The following is an 18135-nucleotide window of genomic DNA, read 5'->3' on the forward strand; positions in this document are numbered from 1 at the left end:
AGCAACAGTGTGACCATCACTGCGAACACTGCTCTGTATGTGGGCATGGCTGTGACCGGGCCTGGCATCCCGCTGGGAGCCACGGTGACGGGCATCACAAGCAGCACGCAATTTACGATCAGCGCCAATGCGACCCAGACCATCTCGGGCGGCACCTTGACGGCGAATTCGGTCATCCCAGCGGGGGCGGTGATCACGGCCATCAACGGCAACAACGTGACCTTGTCTCTCAGCGCGACGGCCAGCGGGACCTCGGTGCCGCTGACGTTTGGTGCTCCGGTGCTTGCCGCGACTGCGAACGGCAGCAACGTTGTCTCCGTGGCAAACAACGCGAACCTGGTGGTCGGACAGACCGTCACGGGTACGGGGGTGCCTGCCGGAACGACTGTTACCGGCATCTCGGGTAACAACATCACCCTTTCCAACAATGTGGCGGCCGGTTCCGTGGCCCTTACCTTCTCGACCGTTCAGTCCAACACCTACACGGGTCCGACCGTTGTGAACCAGTCCACGCTGACGCTTGCCGGCCAGGCTGGCTCGATCGTCATTCCTGGCGACCTGACGCTGAACAACGCCAACGTGACGATGACGCTGAATGCAGGGCAGATCGCAGCGGCGTCAAACATCGCCATCAACAGCGGCAGCACGCTGACCTACATTGGCAACAACGCGCTCAACGGCACGCTGTCCTTCAACAATCCAGGCGGCACCGCCGCTCCGACGCTCGCCGTTGGGTTTGGTGTGCTCACGCTGGGCAACAACATCACGGCCAGCAATGACAGCTTCACTCTTCCAGCCGTCCTTTCCGCGACTGGTGCGGCAGGTACGGCTGCAGCGCCGACCACGGGTGTCGTCAATCTGGGCGGTTCGGCACGAACCATCACGACCACGGGGCTGGCGCTTGTCAGCCTCGACATCACGGCCGCGCTGCAAGGCAGCGGATCCAGTGGCGTCACCAAGGCTGGCAATGGCGGGCTGCGACTGTCGTCTGCCGGCAACAGCTACGCAGGTGCGACGACGCTGAACGCGGGAACGCTGTTCCTGGGAGCCTCGAACGTTCTTCCAGACTTCTCCACCTTCAGCATGGTGGCGGGCTCCACCCTGGACCTGAACGGATTCAGCGACGCGATCAGCCAGCTCAGCGGAGCCGGCATCATCACGAACAACAGCGGCACCAGCGGCACGCTCACGGTCGGCCTGAACAACTCCGACACGACCTTTGCGGGCCAGTTCCTTGCCTACAATGCGGCGACACTCGCCGCGCTCAACGTGACGAAGGTGGGAAGCGGCAACCTGACGCTCACCGGTGCAGGCAGCACGGCGACCGGAACGCTGACGGTGAATGGCGGAACGGTGACCCTGTCAGGCAACGGACAGACCGCCTTTGGAACTTATGCGGTGAACAACACGGGGCTGCTGGTCCTGGACAACTCGACCACCGCTGTGAACAACCGCCTTGGCGGGCCGAATGCCACCGCTGCCGGCAACAGCCGCAACCTGACTGTGGCAGGTGGTGAAGTGAAGATCATTGGCGCGGCTTCCGGCTCTTACGAGTCGGTGGGCACGCTCAACAACGGGGCTGGAGCCAATACTCTGACGCTGGTGGCTGGCAGTGGCTCCACGGTGCTGAACCTGGCCTCCACGCCTGCGCTGGGCGGTGGAACGAGCTGGCTGATCCGTGGCGACAATCTCGGCTCTGCACCTGGTGCCGGAGTGGCCAATGTCTTCAGCTCAAGCGTCGCCATGAGCGGCGGTGGTGCGGTGATGGGGCTGGCGAATGTCAGCGTGCGCATTGACACGATCGGTGACAACTCCTCCGCCGGCAGCGGGCAGGGGTTTGTGACCTACACGCCTGGCGTCGGCTACCGTCTGCTCAATGCGAGCGAGATGATCGGATCGATCGCAGGAATCAACGCTACGAACGCCAACCTCACACTGAGCGGCGGCCAGACCTTCACGACCAACACGGTGAACGTGGCCTCGCTGCTGAGCGGCGGCGGGCTGACAGGATTCAACACGGGAAGCATCCTGAACCTGGGCGGCATCGCCCTGCTGGCCAAGACAGGCAACACCGGCCTCAATGGCGGTCAGATCTCCAGCGGTGGCTCCACATTCTGGCTGCACGCTCTGGGAGACATCGCGGTGAACAGCTACATCCTCAACACGGCGGCCAATGGTTTCACCAAGGACGGCCTGGGCAACGCCACCTTCTCCAAGGGGCTTTTCACCACCGGCACCGTCACGGTCAACGCCGGCACGCTGACTTTGAACGCGGCTGCGGACAACACCATCGCGGTCAATGCAACAGCCACGGCTGTCGGTACGCAGTCGCTCACGCTGAACAGCGCCACGGTGAATCTCAATGGCCGTAATCAGGCGGTGGGAGCACTCGGCAGCACCAACATCCTGCCTGGCACCGGTGGAACCATCACCAGTGCAACGGCGGCAGTGCTGACCTCGACCGGTGGAGGCAACTTTGGCGGAGTCATCGACGGTTCACTGGCCTTCACGCGTTCTGGCAACAACACCACCCTGCTGACCGCTGCGCAGACCTACACTGGTGAGACGATCATCCGTGGCGGCACCTTGCAGCTGAGAGACAACGCCAGCCTGAGCAGCACAGCAGGGCTGAAGATCTACTACGGTGCGCTGAACATGGACAACAGCAACCTCACCATTTACGCCAACTCGAACCGGGTGGCTGACAGCAATGCCGTCACTCTGCGCGGTGCCACACTGACACTGACCGGTGCACCGGGGCTGGCTACGACTGAGACGCTGGGAACGGTCACGCTTGAGAGCGGAGCAGCAGCAGGCGGTGCGAATATCATCACCTCCACTGCCGGAAACGCAGGCACAGCCGTTCTTACGATCGGCAACCTTCTCCGCAGTGGCGTTGGTGCCACGGTGAACTTCACCGGTACCAACCTTGGGCAGGCTGGAAGCGGCAATTCCCAGATTCTGCTGACTCAGATCAACGGCAGCGCTCCAACGCTCACCAATGACATCATCGGTGGCTGGGCCACGGTGAACGGCACCGACTTTGCCACCTACATGACCAACACCAGCACGCAGGGTGGTGTTGGAGCCCTGGGCAGCCTGAACTACGGGTTCTATTCGGGCGCAGCCCTGACAGCGGGACTGGCCACGGACAACATCACCGTTGGAGCGAACGTTTCTGGCGTTACGGCAAGGACCATCAACTCACTCCGTGTGAGTGCGGCTGCGACGATTACGCTGACTGGTGCGCTGAATGTAGCAACGGGCGGCATCATCCTGAACGGCGCGGCCAGTGTGATTACGGGCAGCACGCTCACCTCCGGCGTTTCTGAGCTCTATGTGCACACGAACAACACGGCCACCATTTCCAGCCAGATCATTGGAACGGGAATGGCGCTGGTGAAATCCGGTACGAGCACCCTCACGCTCGCAAGCACGGTGGCCAACACCTACACCGGTGGCACCATCGTGAACCAGGGCACGCTGACCCTGGGTGGTGCTGCTGCGCTTGCCCAGATCCCTGGCAACCTGACGATCAACAATGCGACGGTGACGATGGCCACGAATGCAGGCCAGATCGCCAGCGCCGGCAACATCGTCATCAACGGCGGCGGTATTCTCAACTACATCGGAAACAACACGCTGACCGGCACCATCACCTTCAACAACAGCGGCGGTACGGTGGCTCCGGCCATCAATGCCACGGGCAACGCCGTCAGCTCCACAACGGTGCTGGGCAGCAACACGGTCACAGTGGCACCGGCAGGCCTTGCAGTCGGCATGCTGGTCACGGGTCTGGGGATCCCTGCTGGCACCACGATCACCGCCGTGGGCGGTTCCACAGTGACACTGTCCAACAATGCGACGGTTTCCGGCACCAACACGCTCAACTACGGCGGCCTGACCCTGGGAGCTGGCAGCAGCATCACCTCGGTGAATGACAGCCTCAGCTTCACGCCGACGATCTCGGGCGGCATCGACCTCGCCGGTGGCTCACGCACGATCACGACCTCCGGTCTGTCTCCAAATGACCTTGTCATTTCCGGCATTGTTCAGAACGGCTCTTTGGTGAAGGCTGGCAGCGGCTCCCTGTCCTTCAGCGGTGCGCTCAGCACCTTCACCGGCGGCATCACGCTGGGTGCGGGCTCACTGATCGCCGGCGCCTCTGACACAGTTTCATCAGGCATTGTGATGGGCGGTGCGTTTGGCCTCGGCACCATCAGCCTGACGGCGGATGGCGTGAAACTTATCGGCACCGGTACGACGATTTACAACGCCATCACGGTTTCCAACAGCAGCAACACGCTGATCTTTGGCGGTGTCGTTTCGAACAATCTTGCCTTGAACGGGCTGGTCACCTTTGGCGGAGGCACCCGGACGATCACGGTGGAAAGTCCGGTGGTGGTCGGCACTCTGGGGGCGGCTTACACCGGTTCATTCGCCTTCACCAAAAACGGAGCTGGCATTCTCTCCCTGTCCAACATTGCGAACAACTACACGGGCATCACGACCATCAGCGATGGCACCCTGCGTGCAGGTGCGACGAACGGCCTGTCCCGCAATTCGCAGATCAGCCTCGCGACGGCAGGCACGCTGGACATCAACGGTGTGAACGTTGTCACGGGTTCGATCACGGGCACGGGGCTGGTGACCAACAACGCTGGCGCATCGACCCTGAGCACAGGCTTTGACAATTCGAACTTCACCTTCTCGGGCATCTTTGGCTCCGCCACCCAGGTGAGCACGGCGTTCAATCTGAACAAGATCGGCACCGGCAACATGACGATCGACAGCGCGGCCGGAAACTACTCGATCACGACCGGAACTCTGACAGTCTCCCAGGGTGCGGTGAACCTGAGCGGCGCTGCGGGCAGCACGAAGTTTGGCACTTACACCCTGCTGACCGGGGGCACACTGACGCTGGACAACAGCGGAGCCAACCTGAGCAACCGTCTGGGCGGCACTGACTTTGGAGTCGGCGTGCTCAGCCGGACCGTCAATGTCAGCGGCGGGCGCCTGAACATCATTGGCAGCTCGAGCTCCAGCAGCTCTGAAAGCATCAACGTCGGCACGGTGGGAACGCTGCAGGCGGCGAACGGATACAGCATCATCACCCTGACCGCCGGCGCGGGCCAGTCGCTCTCCTTCACGGCAGGCACCTTTGGCAGCATCACGGGTGGTGCCACGATGCTGATCCGCGGGACGGGCTTGGGCACTGCTCAACCAGCCAACGTGGCGAACCTTTTTGTCAGAACCTTTGGCAATACTTTCGGCGGTGGCACAGGAGATGGGTCCAACACGATCAGCATCCGTCCGGATGTGCTGGTCGACTCGAGCGTCAGCGGTCTGGGCCAGGGCTTTGCCACCTACTCCGCGGCAGGAGGCTTCCGTGCGCTAACGGCAGCGGAACTTGCGCCAGGACTGTTCCGTGCGGTGAGCACGAACTCCAACGTGGCGATGACTTCTTCGCAGAAATTTGGAACGCTGACAGTGAACAGCCTGACGCTGAACACCGGAGCAGCGCTGAGCGGGATCAACAATGCTGCGGTGCTGACGGTAGGCAGCGGTGGCGTGCTGGTCTTTGATGCCAGCGGCGGTTTCAGCAACGGCATCGTGCAGGCTGGTGGCAACCAGTTCATCGTGCACCAGATGGACACGGTGAACACGCTGAATTTCAACAGCTACATGCAGGGCAGCAACGGCTTCATCAAGAGCGGAGCCGGGACGATGAGCATCAACAAGCAGCAGTACTGGACAGGTGGCAGCCAGACGACGATCAACGATGGCACTCTGATCCTGAACAGCGGTGCGGACAACACCCTCACGGTGCTGCCGACGGCGACGACGCCAACGCTCCTCTCTGTGCGCGTGAACGGCGGCAAGCTGGACATCAACGGCAAAAACCAGGCGGTGGGCAGGATCGACAGCGTCTCTTCGCTGGCGGACACTGCAGGTGAGGTGACGAACAGCAGCCTGACCGTGGCGACCCTCACGGCCACCTATGACGCCAACGCCACCTTTGCGGGCAAGATCACTGGCAACCTGAACTTCACCCGTGCTGGCAACAATACGACCACGCTCACCAGCACGAGCACCTACACGGGCGCGACAGTGGTGCGCAACGGCACGCTGCTGCTGCGTGACAAAGGCCGCCTGTCCGGCACCACCGGTGTCACGGTGAACTTTGGCGGACTGACCCTGGATGACACGGGGCTTTACACGACGGCAGACCTTCCGGGCCAGCGCGTAACGGCAGCCATCTCCCTGCAGGGCTCGACGCTGACCTATCTTGGCGCCCAGAGCAGCGCGACCGTGGGAGCGGTGACGATCCAGTCCGGCGCAAGCACGGTGACCGTGACGCCTGCGTCCAACTCCGTGGCGGCGTCCACGCTGACGCTGGCAAGCCTCACCCGCAATGCTGGCGGCACCCTCAACTTTACGGGCACCAATCCGGGATTGGGCGGCACGAACAACAGCCAGATCATCATCACTGCAGCACCGACTCTTGCGAATGGCATCATCGGTGGCTGGGCCGTGGTGAACGGCACAGACTTTGCCGGATACATCACACCAAGCGGAACAGCAGGCGGTGTGGGCGCGCTGGGGACCCTTGGCTATCCGCTCTACTCCACCAATGCACTGACCGCCGGCACGAGCACGGACAACATCACTGTCTCCGCAAACGTTTCGGGCGTGACCACACGTACGATCAACTCACTCCGCGTGAGCGCAGCGGCCACGATCACTGAAACTGCGGCCAACGTGCTGACGATCGCCACGGGTGGTGTGATTCTGAACGGTAACGCCAGCGTGATCACCGGAGGCGACATCACCTCTGGCGTCTCGGAACTGTTTGTCTATACCAACAACACGGCGACGATCAGCAGCCGCATCACGGGAACGGGCGTGTCTCTGGTGAAATCCGGAACCAGCACTCTGACGCTGGCAGGAACAGTCGCCAACACCTACACGGGTACGACCATCGTGAACCAGGGGTTCTTGAGCCTGGGCGGTGCGGCAAGCATTGCACAGGTGCCGGGCGACCTGGTGATCAACAACGCCACGGTGACCATGGTGACGAACCAAGGGCAGATTGCAGCAACGTCCAACGTCACGATGAACGGCGGCGGAACGCTGACCATGGTCGGGACGAACACGCTGGCCAGCCTCACCTTTAACAACACTGGCGGCCAGGCCACGCCGACGGTTGCCGCCGCGACCTCACTGACGCTGTCTGCGGCGAATGCGATCACCGTGGTGAATGACACCTATGCCTTCACGCCAACCATCTCCGGCACGGCGCTGGCCTTCAGCAATGCGGCACCTGTGATCAATGTTTCCGGTCAGTCTGCGGACGGCCTGATCATCACCGCGCCGATCACGAGCGCGGGCGGAGCCATCACGAAGTCTGGCAGCGGCGCGCTGGTGCTGAATGCGGCCAACACCTTCACCAATGGCATCAATCTGACGGCTGGTTCAATCGTCATCGGCAACGCAGCGGGCCTCGGCACAGGAACGCTGACCATCACCGACGGTGCCAAAATCCTTGCAGGTGGCGGTGCCATCACCATCACCAATGCCATCACGGCGAACACGAAGCTGATCTTTGGCGTCACTGCGCAGAACCTGACCCTGAACGGTGCTGTGACCTTCGGCACGGCGACGCCTACGATCACTGTGGAAAACCCCTTCCAGGGCAACACAGCCGTGGCCTCCACGATCAGCCAGGCCTTTGGCGGCACCACGATCACGGGCTTTGTGAAAGACGGGGCAGGAGTGCTGGTCATGAATGCAGCCTCGAACGCACGCCTGACTGGCAGCATCACCGTCAATGACGGTGCGCTGAACGTGGGTGCGCAGTATGCGCTGGGCGGCTCGCTCTACACTGCGGGAGCCACGGTGACCCTGAATGGCGGCACCTATAACAATGCGATCACGAATGTCTTTGTGCAGAACGCCGTCAATCTGAGCGGCAGCGGCATCCTTGGAGCGACAGCGAGCGGAACCGCGATCGGTGCGGTGACCATGGGCAGCGGGGCCAACACGCTGGGTGTGCAGGGCGGACAGACCTCCACGGTGTTTGGGGCGCTGGCGGCGAATGCGTCTACGGCCACGACGATCTTCACGGCAAATCAGCTGAATGTCCTCGGGGCGTTCAGCGGCACGACATCATCGATCACCAAGACCGGCACCGCGACCCTGCTGCTGGGAGGCTCGTCCTCCTACACCGGCGGCATCACGATCGACCAGGGCACGCTGGAAGCGCGCATCGGCGCTCAGGCGCTGACCACCGGCAGCGTGGTCGTGAATCCTGGAGCAGTGCTTCGCGTGACCAACGCAGCCAATCTGGGGACCGCCTCCTCGGTGACGGTGAACACAGACGTCAACGGACTGGGCATTTTGGCCGTGGCCTACAACGGTGCGGTGCCGACGGCGAGCTTTGTCTCCTCCTATGCAAACGCAGATGGCACGGTGGCGATTGACGTGGGCGGTTACAGCACCGTTCTGAGCCAGGCCGGCACGAAGCTGTTCCTGGGATCCAGCCTGACCGGCACCTACACAGCGAGCACGCTGACAGCAGGCAGCGGCAACATTTACCGCCTGGGCACGGGCGGCGGCACCCTGAACATCAACAGCGCTGTGCTGACCGGCGCGAACGCAGTGGTGGTCGGGGTGGTCACGGGCACACCCGGAGCCAACCTGATCGGCAACTCCGGCACAGTAGTGATCAACAGCGCGAACGACTACACCGGTGGCACAACCATCAACGGCAACGCTGTGGTGCAGATCGGTGATGTGAATGCGCTGGGGACTGGCACGATCACCTTCAACGCCGGCACGCTGCAGACGAATCAGACAGGTCTGGGCACGGGCTCGAACTCCATCCTGCTGACGCCATTCACGCTGGCCAACAACATCAACTTTACTGCAGGCAGTGTGCTGACAGCGCTGGCGGGACCGGGCAACACGGCCGGAGCATTTGCCGCGGACGCCTTCATCGGTGCAGGACCGCTGGGCCAGACGGATCTGACTCTGAGCGGAACGATGGACCTGAGCGGGGCCGCCTACCGCGCCCTGAGCATTGCAGGAACGGACCGCATTGTGACCGTGAGCGGCCAGATCACGGGTGCTGCGATGCTGGTGAAGACCGGTGCGGGCATTCTGAAACTGACCAACGCGGGCAACAGCTACAGCGGTGGCACCGCCGTCAGCCAGGGAACGCTGGCGCTGAGCAGCAGTGTGGGAGGCGGCCTTGCAGCCGGTCTCATCAGCATGAACAGCGGCACGCTGGCAAGCTGGGACAAGAGCCAGACGCTGAGCAACAACATCCAGTTCATCCAGAACAGCACGATCGACGTGGGCGCCGGGGTGGTGCTGACCGCATCGGGCATCCTGAGCGGAGACTTCACCTACGTCGGCGCGCAGACGGGCTTTACGAAGTCTGGTGTGGGCACCCTGGTGCTGACTGGCAACAACACCTATCTGGGAACCACAACACTCTCCGGAGGCATTCTCAGCATCAGCAGTGATGCCAATCTCGGCTCTGCCGGCAGCTCCACGGTGCTGCCAGGCGGCATCACCTTCAACGGTGGCTTCCTGCGCGTCACAGACGACATGACGACCAACCGGGTGATCACCATGACTGCAGCAGGCAGCATCAGCGTGAAGGCTGGCAAGACCCTGACGATCAACGCACTCACGGCCAACAGCACCGGGCTGCTGACCTTCAACGGTGCGGGCACGGTGATTCTCAACGGCAACATCAGCGGTGCCAACGCCCATGACAACACGGCCATCAGCAATGGAGCGACGGTGATGACCCAGGCGACGGGTGGCACCCCATTTGGTGACACCGCAGTGACGATCAATGGTGGTACTCTGCAGGTGAACACCAACGGACCGGGGGCGACCTTCACGATTCCGACGCTCAACTTCAACGGTGCGGCCTACGTGCGCCTCGACGCGCAGATGGGCAACGACATCCAGCTGACTGCGACCACCCTGGCGCGCCAGAATGCGGGCACACTGATCCTGATGCCGGGCAATGGAGCCGTGCTGGGCAACACCAGCGGCTCAGACGCCCGCATCCTGAGCGGCACGGTACTTGGACAGTCCACCTCGACCGTTGCCGGCCTGCAGGCGCTCAACAACTACGGTGCCGGATCGAATGCCGGCATCGTGGCGGCGAGCATCCTGGCGGTGGCATCGCCCACGGACCGGACGGCGGACTTTGTGAATTATGACCCGACAGTGGGCTTCATCAACGCGACTCCGAGCTCCTTGCTGACCAACACGTTTGCCGGGGCGACCTCAGCCAGCGTCGTCAGCATCACGACAGCGACTGCGCTTTCCGGCATTGTGGATGTCTTTGCGCTGAAGACCACCGCGGATCTGAGCGGCGGCACGCTGCGCATCCGCTCCGTCAGCACCACAGACATGGGCGGCCTGCTCATCAATGGTGTTGGCAGCCTTGCTCCGACGATCAGCTCCAACCTGTTCTTCAATCCGTTTGGCACCACGGGTGGTGCGACTGCCGGTGAAGGCCTGATCTATGTGAGCGGCGGCTATTCCAATGGAAACACGGCCACCATCAACGGCAACATCACCGCCAAGAGCCTCACCATCTACGGTGCGGGAGATCTTGTCCTCGGAGGTGTCAACAACATCCTCGGCAACATCACGGTCAACGAAGGGCTGCTGAGCATCAGCAACGTAAGCGCGCTGCCGAGACTGACAGGCGGCCTGGTGCTCAACGACATCGGCAATCTTGATGTTGACGGCATCCGCGTGACAACGGCCAGCCTGGCGGGATCGGGCGGCGTGGTCGGCAACACATCCTCCACTGCCAACGGCGTGCTGCAGATCATCGGCATCACGAGCACGACCTATTCCGGCCAGATCACCGACTCACTGGCAGGCGGCACGAAGAAGACGGCTCTGGTCAAAGACGGCACCAGCACGCTGACTCTGGGCAACATCACCGCGAACAACACCTACTCCGGCCAGAACAGCTTCACAGGTGGCGTGATCATCAACCGCGGCCAGCTGACCGTGCAGGATCCATTTGGCCTGGGCGGTGCTGACACCGTCAACGGAGGCACCAACTACACCACGCCGGGAGTGGTGACAGTGAATGGCGGCACGCTTGCGCTCAACAGCAACGGCGGCGGCCCGAACGGCACCATCATCTTTGGCAATCCGAACACGCTCGGGCTCGATGTGGCGGTCACAGGCTATGGCACGATCAACGTGGACCGCGTCAGCGCGAATACGGGCAACCAGATCCAGATCGGCACGCTGTCAGTGGCCAACAACTCGCTGACGCTGACCGGTGGCAACAGCTACTCGCTGAAGGTGGCAGGAACAACGACGCTCGGCGGTGCCTATGCGAACTTCAACACGAGCACAGGCACCACGCAGTTCCTTGAACTTGCGGGCCTGATCACCGGCACGGGTGCGCTGAACAAGTTTGGCGGTGGCGGAACGACCTATGGCACCCTGCGCATCTCCGGCAATGCCAACAATTACACGGGCGGCACCAACATCCAGGTGGGTGCGCTTCAGGTGACGAGCACGACGGGCACGCCTTTCGGCAACGGCCCGGTGAGCGTTCTCCCAGGCGCCGCGCTGCGCATCGCTGGCAATGGCAGCCTTGGCGGTGCAACGGCGCTGTACCTGAACAGCAACATCAACAGCCTGTCCGCCCTCGTGCTGGACAACGACTACAATCCTGGCACCGGGCTGAATTCTCTGATCAGCCTGAACGGTGGCTATGGTGCTGTGCTGCAGCTGGCCGTGCCGACCTTTACCACTGCGCTCAACATGGCGCAGATCGGGGACGGCAACTTCTTCCTTGGCGGGTACCTGAACAACACCGTGGTGGAATACATGGCGGCCACCCTTGGAGTGGGTGCCGGCAACACCTATCGCCTGGGCGCGAACAATGGCGGCACGCTGGCATTCTCCGGTGCAGACAATGTGCTTACTGGAAGCGCACGGGTGATCATCGGCTCTCAGCTGAGCAACCTGCAGGGCAGCGGCATCACCAACGGTGCGGGAACCGTCTCCATCCGCAACTCGAACGACTACACCGGCGGCACCACGATCAGCAAAGGATCGACGCTCTCGCTCGAAGTGGGAACTCTGGGCAAGACGCCGCTGGGCACCGGCACGGTGGAAGTCTATGGAACGATCCAGGTGGTGGCGCCGACCAACGGCATCAGCAGCTCGTCGTCCTTCTACAACCCTGTCAGCAACGCGAACAACAACCTCATCGTTCTTCGCCCCGGTGGCACGATCATCATCAATGACCAGCTGGGCCAGGAAGCCGGCGGTCAGGGGCGCTGGAAAGACACGACCGGCCAGGATTTGAACGGTGGTACGTTCCGCTTCAACGGGGTGGCGAACGCCCAGTCCTATGAGAAGATGGGAACGCTGACGGTGAGCAAGGGCTCGACGATCCAGGTGGTCCGTGCAACGGGCGCAGGTTCTGCGACCTTGGAAGCGGCGGACATCACACGTGGCACGAACGGCACCCTGAGCATCCTGCACACCGCTTCGACGCTCGGGATTCCTACCGGAACCGCAACCTCCTATGAGCGTTTTGTCCTGACCAACGGCCTCACCTCCATCGGGGCGCTGGGTGGCACCACGAGCAATGGCTCCGGGGTGATCAATGGCGGCATGCTGGCTCCATGGATCGTGGATGCGACGGAAAACAGCTTCGTGGGCTACAACCCAATGGGAATCGGCTCAGGCTTCCAGGCGCTGCTGAGCACCGGCACACCGGCCGCAGGCCAGATCGAGTACAACAAGCGCATGACGACTGCCGGCACATTTACGACCGGTCTTGCCACGACCGACATCGTGGATGTGAGCGGTGGAGCGCAAACGCTGGGAGACAATGCGAGCGTCTATGCGCTGCGCACGAACCAGAACATCACGGGAACAGCCACTTTCAACGCGCTGACGATCAACAGCGGCGGCCTGCTCTTCAACAACACCTCCGGCACAGTGATTATCAACCCGCTGCAGGCGCAGTCGGCGACACTGACCGGGGTCAGCCTGGCCATGACCCTGAACTTCCCTGCGCAGGCTGTCATCTTCACCGCCAGCGGCGGCACAGCGCAGATCAACGCCCAGATCAACAGCACGGGGCTGATCAAGTTTGGAACCGGCACCCTTACGCTGACTGGCAGCAACAACATCACCGGCGCGATCACCCTGAACCAGGGAACGCTCAACCTCTTCAATCCGGTCTCCAACGCCGGTGGCAGCGCAATCAAGACTGTGACCAACGGCCAGAGCATTGTCATCAATGGCGGCACGCTGGTGATTGACAGCCTGATCTCGAACAATGACGGCCGCGACTCGCAGATCCTGAGTGGCTCCCGCTTCACCGGGAACATCGGCAGTGACATCACGGTCAATGCTGACACGACGATCACGAACAACAACACGGGCATCATGCAGCGCATCGGAGCCCTGACGATTGCTGATCTGGGAGCCAACTCTCCGATTTACCTCAACTTCTCGCAGAACGGCATCACCGTCACCGGCACCACCACCCTCGGAGCCAACAGCAATGCAATCGGCGCGTCCTTCGGCTCGGCGAACCAGACGATTCTGGAAGGTCAGGTCGTGGGTGGTGCGAATGGCAAGCTCATCAAGTATGGCAACGGCGGCCTGATGTTTGCCAACGGGACCAACACCTTCGGCACAGCAGGGCAGATCGGGCTGGAAGTCTGGGCTTCCACACAGAACACCGCGACCAGCCTTGTGGGCAGCACGACGCTGACTGGGACGCCATTCGGCAAAGGTGACATCAACCTTCTGCCTGGAACCATCATCCGCCTGGCCGATGCGAGCAACATTGCCCTGCAGAAGGTGACGGCGACGAGCGATGCCATGGGCTTCTCCGGTGTGTCGTTCGGATACAACAACAACGGTACGCCGCTGACGCAGGCGGGCATCCTGAGCATCCTCACGACCTCCGGGGCAACGAATGGCAAGGTGCAGCTGAACAGCACGGGGCCAGCTCTTGGCGTGATCTCCCTCGACAACGGTGTGCAGTATGGCGCACTGGACATGGGAGCGATGGAAACAGCGCTGCGTGGTGCCAGCGGCAGCTACCTCTGGCTTGGCTCCATGACCAGCGGTGCCATCAACCAGATCTACTTTGCCTCGACGCTGGGCGCTTCGACTGACGGTGTTTACCGCTTTGGCGCCGGTGGCAACCAAGGCACGATGCAGATCGGTGCCGGGGCGTTTGAAAACGTTCTGACCGGCAACACTTCCGTCCAGGTGGGCGCCATGGTGGGCGGCAATGGGTACAACAACCTGGCTGTCATCAACGGCAACTTCAACCTGACGCTGAACACACGGAACAACTACACTGGGAACACCTATGCGAACCGCGGCTCGACGCTCAACATCGGCAACAACTTTGCCCTTGGATCCGGCAAGCTGATCGTCAGCGAGACCAGCAACACAGGCACCAACGTTGGCCAGGGCCAGGAAGGCGCTGTCAGCGCAGGCGGCATCAGCCTGCTGAACACGGTGGATCTGGTGGGTGACTTCCGCACGGCTGGCACAAACTTCGTGCTGCGCGGCACGGTCAATCTGGCACCGAACGGTGTCGGTGGCACGCGCACCATCGAGAACACGGGTGAAATGAGCATCATCGGTGTGATCACCGGAGCCGGGTCCAACCTGATCAAGACCGGAGCCAGCAACCTTTACCTGAACGGCATGAACACCTACACGGGCACCACCACGGTCAATGGCACCGGCGGTCTGTTCGTAGGCACGGACGTGCTTGCAGACACGGACGGTGCGCTGGGCAACAGCAGCAGTGCGCTGCTGATTTCCACGGGGTCCACGCTGGGGCTCAGCGGGCAGGTGGTATTTGGCCGAGACATTCTGATTTCGGCGGCTTCGACTATCCTGGGCAACTCCGTCTACACCGCCCGGATCACCGGCGGCATCGGTGCGACGGCCGCTGTGACGCTGCAATCCCTGAGCACGGGACGTCTTGAGGTTCTGGGGCCGATCGCCGGCACCAGCAGCGTCACCATTGGCAGCACGGCGACCGCCGCTCCGCTAAACGCTGGCGTGGTTTACATCGGCGCGGGCCCGAATGGCTACTCACAGAACACCTACACGGGTGGCACGACGCTGAACAACGCCCACATCATCATCGGGGCAAACGCGCTTTATTCTGGTCCGGCCAATGCGCTGTCCATCATCAGCAGCCCATTCGGTACTGGGGCGCTGACCTTTGGTGCGGGTGCATCGAATGGCGGGACATTCCTCGGCTCAGACGGTGCTGACCGCATCATCGCGAACTCGCTGGCCTCACTGAGCACAGACGCCAATCTGCCGCTGACGTTTGAAGGACGCGGAAGCCTGACCTTCATCAACACCAACAATGCGGGCACGGGCGGAGCCTGGGACCTGCATTCGGGTGGCACGCTGCGCAATCGCACCATGCAGGTGATAACGACGCAGGGGATCGTTCAGATCGATGGCAATCTGATCGCCAGTGGCGCGCAGGGGGCCAACCTGCTCAAGACGGGATCCGGCATCCTGCTGCTCACAGGAAACAACGCTGCCTACAACAAGCTCACGACCGACGTTAACTATGGCGTGTCGCTGTTCATTGACGCCGGTGTCCTGCGCGTCAACACGGACAACAGCCTCGGTGATCTGACTCCGCTGGCCGTCGGCACGGGCAACCACACGGTGGCCGGACTGGCGACCGATGTGCGCCTGAGAGGCGGCATGCTTTCCGTTGGCGGCACCTTCACCTCCGCCCACCAGTTCCTGCTGACGACTGCGGCCAGCACGATCGAGGTTTCCGGCAGCAATGTCTTCAGCATCGTGCTGCCAGTGAGCGGTGCGCAGGGCCTGACCAAGATTGGCTCCGGAACCATGGTGCTCAACTCCACGGCAAACACCAACAGCAGCCTGACGATCGGCGGTTACAACGGCAGCAGCGGTCTCGTCATGACCCAGATGACCAGCGGCACTCCTTTCGGAGCGGGTGCGGTCACGCTGAACGGCGGCGGCATCCAACTGCAGGCCATCAATGGCGCTGCGCCAGTGGGAGTGACGGCGGGAGCCACGCAGGCGGCGGTGGGCTACACGATTACGGTCAGCAGCAGCGCGGGCATTCTTCCCGGCATGGCGGTCAGCGGCACGGGCATCACAGCCGGCTCAGTGGTCACCAATGTGAGCGGCAATGTCGTCACCCTCAGTGCGGTCACGAGTTCTGCCGTGACTTCCGGAACAGGGCTGACCTTTACTACGCCAAATCAGGCTCTTTCGGTGGCTTCCATGACCTACAGCGGCGCGGCTGGCGTGCAGCTGCTGAAGGGTGCTGCGACCACTTCGACACTGACACTGACCGGCACGCTCACCCGCAGCACGGCCGGCATGCTGACGATCACTTCTTCGAACCTGACCTCCGACCTGGGCAACACTGAGAAGTTCATTGTCACCACCACCGCTCCTGGCAATACCAGCGGCATGCTGAGCACTCCGAGCATCGTGGGGCTGGGTCTGAACGACGGGAACCTGAACTTCCTGCGCTACGTGGATGCGACGACCGGCTTTGCCCTGCACAATGCCACCACGGTGGGAGTGCTGAGCAGCTCCGCAGCCACCTCGCTGGCAGACATCACCGGCGGTGACCAGGCCGTGGCCAACAGCACCGTCAGTGTGCTTGCGCTGCGCACAGACAGCAACATCACCGCAGGCGGCGCCAGCTCGCTGCTGCGCATCATCAACGGCGGTCTGATCATCAACGGAACCACCAGCGCGCCGAACCTCAGCGTGAACCTTGAGTTCGACAACGGTGTGGCGGGCACGCCGGGTGAAGCCTTCGTGTTTGTGCGAGGCGGCCAGACTGGCTCTTCCGCACTCTCCGGCAGCTACACCGCCACGGACTTCACCAAGGCCGGTCTGGGCACACTCCTGCTCTCCGGCACTGGCAATGTGATGGCACCTACCACCACACAGCTGCGCACCCTTACCATTCAGGAAGGCACGCTGATGTTCTCCTCCCAGAGCGCCGTGGCTTCCGGCGGATTGATCAACCTTGCGGTCAACAACGCAGGCGTCTTTGATCTCAACAACCAGAACATCACCGTCGCCGGACTCACGGGCACGGGAACAGTCAGAGGCAACTCGGGCTCACTGACGGTGAACACCGGCCTCGGACAGGCCACCACCTACACGGGCGTGATCACCGGCAATGTGAGCCTTGTGAAGACCGGCAACGGCACGCTGACCCTGAACCAGCCCATCAACAAGGATGGCACGCCGCTGGCGAGCACCTACACAGGCGGCACGACCGTGGGCGTGGGGCGCATCATCACAGCCTCGCTGGCGAATCCGGCGCTGCCAAGCGCCACTGCCAGCTCGCTGGCAGTGCGCAACACCCTGGCGCTGGGCACCGGTGGTGTGACGTTGCAGGGCGGTTTCCTGGACCTGGCAGCAGTGGCTCCTTATGCCATTGGCGAGTTCATCGACAATATCAGCGTGATGCAGTTTGGAGCCGGCAGCGGCCTCAACATCACGGTGGATGCCCTGAACAGCTGGGGACAGGCCAACACGACCTCCGCGCTGGCCACCAGCACGGCACCGATAGCCTGGAGCATGGTCAACAATGTAACCTTGAACGCCCCAGCGCTGACCTGGACCGGCGGCCAGAACACCAACGTTTTGATCGCCGGCACGCTGGACATGACCGCGAATGCTTCGAGCAATGTGGTGCTTAACACCGTCAACAGCGGTGTGATATCCGGGCAGATTCTGGCCGGCAACCGCACGATCACCAAGATTGGCGGGCAGACGCTCTTCCTTACCAACGGCCGCACCAGCATGCTGCCCGATGGGTCGGCAGATCCGCTTGGACAGGGAGCCAACCAGGTGGGAGCCTGGCAGGTCCTGGCAGGAACCATGGAAATCCGCCTCTCTGGGAATGCCCTTGACATTCTGGGCGGCACCAACGCGGCCCGGAACAACGCCTCAGTCACACTCAACGGCGGCACGCTCTTTGTGAGGCACGAAGGTGACAACAGCGCCAACATGCAGGTGCTCAACACCTTCGCCAACAATGACCTGATCATT

General features: G+C 62.2%; 1 protein-coding gene (running past both ends of the window). It reads left to right on the forward strand.

All 18135 nt of this window come from inside a single coding sequence — locus tag ACFQDI_RS06540, autotransporter-associated beta strand repeat-containing protein (protein WP_377164662.1), on the forward strand. Of the gene's 42876 coding nucleotides, 15648 precede the window and 9093 follow it; the stretch shown corresponds to coding positions 15649-33783 — codons 5217 (complete) to 11261 (complete); the first codon wholly inside the window starts at position 1. Both the start codon and the stop codon lie outside the window.

The sequence above is a fragment of the Prosthecobacter fluviatilis genome (genome assembly GCF_042655725.1).
In the GTDB taxonomy this organism is placed as follows: Bacteria; Verrucomicrobiota; Verrucomicrobiia; order Verrucomicrobiales; family Verrucomicrobiaceae; genus Prosthecobacter; species Prosthecobacter fluviatilis.